The sequence below is a fragment of the Corallococcus sp. AB018 genome (assembly GCF_003986945.1).
GTDB classification, from domain to species: domain Bacteria; phylum Myxococcota; class Myxococcia; order Myxococcales; family Myxococcaceae; genus Corallococcus; species Corallococcus exiguus.
Map to the genome: position 1 here is coordinate 1 of NZ_RAWR01000336.1, position 7,217 is coordinate 7,217.

Below are 7,217 nucleotides of genomic sequence, written 5' to 3' on the forward strand. Positions count from 1 at the left end.
GGGTCGGGGCAGCACGGCAGGACGGGCGGTACGGGGCGGTACGGCGCATCACGCAGACACTTCATCCTCGGAGAACGAAGACCATGGCGACCAAGACCCAGAAGCAGACCATCCAGCGCAAGGCCCGTCAGATGAAGGCGAAGACGGTGAAGGCCGTGTCCAGCGCCGGCAAGCAGGCGAAGCGCGTGCAGGTGACGCTCGGTGATCTGATCGCCGCGGCCTTCGACACCGTGGGGGGCGAGGCTCGCAAGGTGGCCAGGGTGGTCTCGTCCACCGACATGACGTTGGCGACCGGAAAGCACATTGTGTTCGTGGGGTGATGCTTCCGCCGGCCGGGCGCGGACGACAACAGGGATCCACTCCAGGGCCAGGTGAATGACGTGAAACCCATTCTCAATCCCGGACGCAATTGCTGGACGCGGACGGATACGCATGACGCGGGCGTGCTGGTGGACGCCCGGGACTACTACCGTGAGCTGTACAGGGCCATCCGGAAGGCCCGCCGCTCCATCGTCATCACCGGTTGGCAGTTCGACAGCGATGTGACGTTGCTGCGCGGTGAGGACCTGGAGGAGGCCAAGGGAGGAGAAGTCCGGCTGCTGCCACTGTTGGATGAGATGTGCCGGGAGAACCCGGAGCTGCACGTCTACATCCTCGCGTGGGACTTCAGCATGCTGCTCGCCATGGAGCGCGAGTGGATGCAGAACCTGCTCTTCAACTGGACGACGAACGAGCGGCTGCGCTTCCGCTTCGATTCCTCCAGTCCGCTCTACGGCGCCCATCACCAGAAGCTCGTCGTCATCGACGGCGTGATGGCGTTCACCGGCGGCATGGACGTGTGTGACTGTCGCTGGGACGACCGGGACCACCCCGCGCGCTCGAAGCTGCGCTGCGACTCCGGCCGCGACCCGCACGGGCCGTACCACGACGTGCAGACGGTGCTGACGGGCCCCGCGGTGAAGCCGCTCGCGGAGCTGTTCGAGGCGCGCTGGGCGCACTCGGGCGGAGGCGAGCTCCACCTGGAGCCCGTGAACCGCGACGACATGACTTTCGAAGCGACGATGCCCGCGCCTCCGGGCCCGGTGGCCATCAGCCGCACCTTCGGCAAGACGCTGCTGCCTCCGCAAGCGGAGGTGCAGGAGATCCGCGCGCTGTACGTGGACGCCATCGACGCGGCCGAGCGCTTCATCTACATCGAGAACCAGTACTTCTCCTCACGCGCCATCTACGACGCGCTCGTCAAACGCATGCGCGCGGCCGGGCGGCCCCGGCTCCAGGTGATGCTGGTGCTGCCCCGTCAGCCGGAAGCGCTGCGCGAGCAGATCGCCATGGGCGTGGCCCAGGTGCGCCTGCTGCGCGCGCTGCGCGAGGTGGCCTCCGAAACGGGCCACGGCTTCGCGGTGTACGGCTCGGCGGCGAAGGACGAGGACGGCTCGGACGTCTTCACGTACATCCATTCGAAGGTGCTCATCGTGGATGACACCTTCATGACCATTGGCTCCGCGAACACGACCAACCGCAGCCTGGGGTTGGATTCGGAGCTCAACCTGAGCTGGGAGGCGGAGGCGCCCGGCGACGCCGTGTCGCGCGCCATCCGCCGCGTGCGCGTGTCGCTGATGGCGGAGCAGGCAGGCCTGGCTGGCGTGGCCGCGCTGCGCCCGCTGGTGGACGCGACGCACATGGTGGAGACGTTGGACGGGCTGGCCCACGAGGGACAGCACCGGCTGCGTCCGCACCCGCTGGAGACGGTGTTCGACCAGAACCCACTCTTCAAGCCGCTGGAGCCGGAGGAGTTCCTCATCGACCCGGAGGAGTCGGTGCTGGACGAGTCCCTCTTCGAGGCCCTGCACAAGGGCGACGACGGCCTCTTCGCCTCCGGCGTGCGCCTGCTGTCGCGCTGGCTGGTGGGCAAGTCGTGCGAGACGGCCCGGCGGCACAGCGCCATCCTGCCCTGCGCTCCCGCCCAGGAAGAGGGCGGGACGGTGGGGAACTAGCGGCGGGCGAAGTCCACGCCCACGCCCGCGCCCGCGCTCACGCCTTGCACCAGCGTGCCGTCCGGCTGCGGGAAGGTCACCGTGGCGCCGGCGCCCCAGATGTACATGGCGGGCAGCACGCGCTGGCGGAACTCCGCCGCCACCGAGTAGCGGGGCTTGTCGCCCAGGCCCACCACCACCAGGCGCGCGATGCCTCGCGACTCGCCGCCCGGGGTGCTGAAGCTCAGGGACAGGTCGCCGTCCGCGCGGCCGAAGGCGGAGTACTCCACGGCGCCGCTGGCCACGACCTCCGGAGAGTCCGGTCCGTCGCCCCGCGCCACGGACAGCTCCAGGTAGCCGGAGAAGTCCTTGGGCACGCGCTGGTCGGCCTGGGGCTCCTCGGAGAGGCCCACGGCGGAGAAGCGCGACAGCTCGTAACCCGCGCCGAAGTAGCCGAAGCGGAAGCCTCCGCCCTGCCGGCGCCCCTGCACGGTGACACTGAGCTGCGTGCCCTTGAAGTTGCCCTCGAACGCGACGCCCAGCATGCCTCCCACGTCCTGCGCGCCATCATTGAGCCGCGCGCCGCCGGCGAGCAGGGCCCACGAGCGCAGCCGCTCGCCCTTGTACATGGCGAACTCGCCGCCCACCGACGCCACCGTGGCCTCCGGCGTCACTCCGCCGGCCTCGCCGAAGTCGTGCGCCGCCGAGGCGCGCACCAGGTAGCGGTCGAAGTTCCCCTCGCTGTCGCTGGCGATGCGGCCGATGTCCAACAGCAGCTCGCCTGAGAAGATGCGCGCGGCGAGCACGTCGCTGGCCAGCAGCTGCACGCGCGCGGGCCCCGCGGTGAACGACAGCGTGCCGCCCGCCGGGTGGTAGTTCGGGTTGAGCTGGTTGTCGTAGCGGTTCACCAGGTAGCCGCGCCCCAGCGACTCCTCCAGGAACGGCTGCACACGCAGGCCGAAGCGGCCGGACTCGTCGCCAATGCGCAGCAGGCGCACCACCTGGCCGTAGTCACTGCGCTCGTCCCAGTCCTCGCGCCGCAGCCACGCGCCGTAGTCGTCGTCCTTCTGCTTCGGCTCGTTGTCCAGCAGCCGGAAGCGCAGCGGCGCGCCCAGCATGAAGGCGAAGTCCTCGCCCCCATCCACGCCCAGGGACGGGTACGCGTAGCCGAACAGGTCCTGCTCCCCACCTCGCGTCCCGGACGGGAAGCTCAGCGGCCCCACCTCCAGGAGCGCCCGGAAGCCGATTCCCTCCGAGGAACCTCCCGAGCTCCCCGACGACTCCGGCGCGGAGTACGTCTCCTGCTGCGCATCATTGGGGACCTCCTCGATGCTGGAGGACTGGGAGTGAAGCAGCGCGATGAGGGCCACGAAGGGAGCACCAGTCATTGGTGCTCACTCTAGTTGGCGCGGCGCGGGCTGGACAGACGAATACCCGGGACGGCCCGTGAGCGGGCTTTCCCGGGTATCCGCCCTCGCGTGGGGCGCGATGACTAATGGGTGGGATCCGGCGTGGCGTCCGTGTCCACCTTGGAGCTGTCCGTGCTGGGGGCGTCCACGTCGCTGTTGAGGGCGCCGGATCCGGTCTCCTCGCTCACGTCGCTCTTGCCGTCGGTGCTCAGGTCGCCGGAGCCGCCGGTGCCCAGGTTGCCCTTCTCACTGGGGTCGCGGTTCTGGTTCACCGCGCCAGCGGGCACCTGCGCGTCGCCCAGGTCGGTGGGCGTGTTCTGCTGGACGTCCCACTTCTGGCCGTCGCCGGTCTTCACGGCTTCGTGCGCGGCGCCAGAGCCACCGGTGGCCTCGCCGTCGTAGACGGTGGGCGCGTCCTTGCGGTCGCGCTTCTCCAGGTCGCTCACGTTGCCCGTCTCACCGGGCAGCTCCGTGGAGCGTGAGGTGTCAGCGGGGTCGATGCTCCCGCTGGTGCCATCCGTGGTGTCCGGGTTGGCGGACGTGGTGCCCGCGCTGCCCGAGCCGCCCACGGCACCGGCTTCCGGTGACGAGGCCTCGCGGGTGGTGGCGTTGTGGCTGGCGCAACCGTACAGCGACAGGGCGGCGATCGCCGCGAACAGAGGGAGCTTCATGGGAAATCTCCGTGTGTGTCGGGTTTGAAGTCGGCTGCCAGAAATCTGGTTGCCCTTCCGACAGAGACAAGGACACACACGGTCCTCTGCTACCCGACCCTTACCTGAGCGACCGGGCGAGCGGGCGCTCAGGTGCCGGTTGGCTGACTCAGGCCTTCTTGCGCTTCTTCGACGAGGACGGTCCGGGGTCGGTGTCGGCGGCGTCCGCCTTGCGCTTGTCGCCGACCTGCGCCGTCTCCTTGCTGCTGGACATGGCCTCGCCCTTGTCATCCAGGGTGAAGAGGCGCTCCTTGGTGAGGAGCCGGTCCGGGCCGAAGGTCTGATGCGCCTGGAAGAGGCGCTCGGCGCGCTCCGTGGGCTTGCCCTTCGCGTCCAGCGGCGTGTCGAAGCCGGTGCTGATCTTCGTGTTCTGCGTCCGGTTGCCCAGGCGCAGGTTGCCCGGCGAGTCGAAGGTGTCCTTCAGCACGTCCTTGTAGGCGCCGAAGCGCGTGTCCTGATCAGGCCCCTGCATCGCGGTGAGGGTGTTCTGGAGCGCGCCGTTGCGCTTCGACTGCACCTGCGCCGGAGTCAGCTCGCCCTGGCGCTCGGCGAGCGTGGCGCGCGAGTAGCCCTGCATGCGGCCCACGCCCGCGGCCTGCTGCGCCAGGCCCTTCTTCATCTGCTGCTGGGCCTCGGCGATCTCCTTGGGCGTGGTGGCCGTGCTCAGCTTCTGGGTGGCCTTGTTCGTGTTCTTCACGCCCTCCTTGAACTGGAGCGTCTCGTGGTTGAGGACGTTCTGGCCGGTGCCGGAGGCGATGACGTGGTTGATGCTGGACGCGGGCGCCTTGTTCTTCGCGCTCCCCGCGACCAGCGCCTCCTGCTCCGTCAGGGGACGCCCGGAGGCCGTCGCCGCCTTCGTGTACGTGGTGTGTGAATCGCTGTACTGGGTCAGGCGGTTCAGCGAGTTCTGCGGAGTCTTCGCCGTGCCGTGCTCGCCGTAGTGGTCGGTGAGCTTCTGCTGCTGCTTCGCGTTCAGGTCCGCGGTGGGGCCGTACTTCACCTGCTCGCCCACCTTCGTGTTGTTGTTGCCGACCTTGAACTGCGTCTGGCTCAGCTTGGGGCCAATGCCTTTCATCTTCGACTGCCTTTCGTTGACGCGCCCGGCCGGAGGGACGGCGGGGTGCGTCATGGGGGAGAGGGGAGACTAGGAAATTAGAGGCTGCCTGTCCCTGCGGGAGATCCCTGATGCCTGTCCGGGACACCCGCTTGACTACGGCTGTAGTCAGGCGTACCTTGCTTTCTGACTACAGCTGTCGTCACGAAGGGCAGGGCGCATGAAGAAGCCGGTGGGAGAGCAGGAGCTGGCGGTGCTGCGGTACGTGGCCGAGCATGGTCCGGCGACGGTGGGCGAGGTGGCCGAGCGCTTCGGTGAGGCGCAGGGTCTGGCGCGCTCCACCATCCTGACGGTGATGGAGCGGCTGCGGCTGAAGGGGTACCTGACCCGGAGCAAGGTGGACGGGGTGTTCCAGTACGCCTCTCCGGTGGCGACGCAAGAGCTGCTGCGCGACGTCGTAGGGAACTTCGTGCAGCGCACGCTCTCCGGGTCCCTGTCTCCGTTCGTGACCTACCTGTCGGAGACGGAGGACGTGTCCGACGAAGAGCTGAAGCAGCTCCAGGACGTCGTGGCGCGCCTGCGCCAGAAGCGGAAGGAGTAAGCCCCGTGATGACTCTCATGACCTCGCCGTGGTGGTCGTCGTGGTCGGAGTCGGTGTGGCGCGCCTCGTGGCAGGGGGCGCTGTGCGCGCTGGCCGTCTGGGTGCTGGCCCGGACGCTGCCGCGCCTGCCCGCGGCCCTGCGCGCCGGACTCTGGTGGTTGGTGGCGCTCAAGTTCGTGCTCACGCTGGGCTGGCCCAAGCCCATGCCGCTGGCGCTGCTGCCCGTGGAGTCCACGACCGCGCAATCCCAGACGGTCCAAGTGGACGGTGCTCAATCCCAGACGCCGGGGCGGACGGTCATGGTGCTCACGGCCCCCGATGCGGCCGTGCTCATGCGGGTGTCGCCGCAAGGGCAGACACCGGCTCCCGTGGAGGGCCCCTCGGCCGGGGCGCGGGTCGCCTCGTTCTTCAAGAGCGCGGTGGAGTCGCTCCGCGCGCATTCGTGGACGGTGGGCGGGGTGTGGGCGCTGCTCGTCCTGTGGGGCGCGGGCGTGGCGTGGAAGGTGCGGGGCCACGTGCTGGCGTGGCGTCAGGTGCAGGGCATGCGGGAGCGCGCGCGGCCCTTGCGTCACCCGGTGCTGGAGGAGGAGGCGGAGTTCCTCGCGAATGAAGCGGGCCTGCGCCGTCCGCCCACGCTGCTCGTGTCGGACGAGGTGGTGAGCCCGCTGGCCGCGGGGCTGGTGTCGCCGGTCATCGTGCTGCCCGCGAAGGCGCTGCGTGATTTGCCGGAGGACTCGCTGCGCATGGCGCTGGCGCACGAAGTGGCGCACCTGCGGCGCGGGGACCTGTGGCTGGGTTGGGTGCCGGCGCTGGCGGAGACGGTCCTCTTCTTCCACCCGCTCGCGCGCCAGGCGGCCCGTGAGTACGCGCTCGCCCGGGAAGAGGCGTGCGACGCGGAGGCGCTGCGCCTCACCGGCGCGGAGCCCGCGGACTACGGCGAGCTGCTCATCGCCTTTGGCATCACCCGGCCCCCAGGCAGCGCAGCGGCGCTCGGGGCGTCGGCCCACCTTCACGCGCTGCACAGGAGGCTCCGCATGCTGGAACATGTCGACGTCGTCCCCACGCAACCCCGCCGGTGGCTGAAGGGTGCGCTGTTCGCCCTCGGCGCCGTCGTCCTGATGCCCTTCCAGGTCGTCGCCAAGGCGCCCGCGGAGAGCACCGCTCCCGCCGCGAAGGACGCGACCCCCGCCCCCGTCCGGGTGGGCACCGTCCGGTACCTGCCCGAGGACGCCGCGCCGGCCTCCAGGCCGACCGTCGCTTCTCGCTCCACCACGACGCCTGCCCCCGATGCGAAGCCCACCGTGATGGAGCACAGCGCGAAGGCGCCCGGTACGCCCGCGGATGCACCGCCGTTGCCTCCGCTGCCCGCGCTGCCTCCTCCTACGCCGGGGGCGACGCGGTCCACGCAGCTCACCTGTCTCTTGTACACATCTGACGCTGCCGACGATAAGGCTCGTGTCGATGTCGGTG

The 7,217-nt window shown here is 69.7% G+C and carries 6 protein-coding genes; 3 read left to right on the top strand and 3 right to left on the bottom strand.

Going from position 1 to position 7,217, the window contains the following annotated elements:
- The first annotated feature begins 83 nt into the window (after positions 1-83).
- Positions 84-320 (top strand): chaperonin, encoded by a 237-nt coding sequence (locus D7Y11_RS40490; RefSeq protein ID WP_120561048.1) that lies wholly within the window; start codon positions 84-86, stop codon positions 318-320.
- 60 nt (positions 321-380) lie between these two features.
- Positions 381-1,994 carry a phospholipase D-like domain-containing protein gene (locus D7Y11_RS40495; protein WP_172815012.1) on the top strand — a complete coding sequence of 538 codons (1,614 nt, stop codon included), beginning with the start codon at positions 381-383 and terminating at the stop codon, positions 1,992-1,994.
- On the opposite strand, the gene D7Y11_RS40500 is transcribed toward D7Y11_RS40495, so the two are convergent.
- The 3 genes from D7Y11_RS40500 to D7Y11_RS40510 form a co-directional block, all read right to left on the bottom strand.
- Entirely contained in the window at positions 1,991-3,361 is a 1,371-nt protein-coding gene (locus D7Y11_RS40500; protein WP_120581273.1) for a hypothetical protein, read from the bottom strand. The two genes, D7Y11_RS40495 and D7Y11_RS40500, sit on opposite strands and share 4 nt — an antisense overlap.
- Before the next feature lie 104 nt (positions 3,362-3,465).
- Positions 3,466-4,053, bottom strand: a complete 588-nt coding sequence (locus D7Y11_RS40505; RefSeq protein WP_120581274.1) for a hypothetical protein — start codon at positions 4,051-4,053, stop codon at positions 3,466-3,468.
- 148 nt (positions 4,054-4,201) lie between these two features.
- The gene (locus D7Y11_RS40510; protein ID WP_126936340.1) at positions 4,202-5,167 is read right to left on the bottom strand and encodes a hypothetical protein; all 966 of its coding nucleotides are present in this window, start codon (positions 5,165-5,167) and stop codon (positions 4,202-4,204) included.
- Positions 5,168-5,366: 199 nt separating this feature from the next.
- On the opposite strand from D7Y11_RS40510, the gene D7Y11_RS40515 reads away from it, so the two are divergent.
- A complete protein-coding gene (locus D7Y11_RS40515) occupies positions 5,367-5,747 on the top strand; it encodes a BlaI/MecI/CopY family transcriptional regulator (protein ID WP_120559023.1) in 381 nt (126 codons plus the stop codon).
- The last annotated feature ends 1,470 nt before the right edge of the window (positions 5,748-7,217 follow it).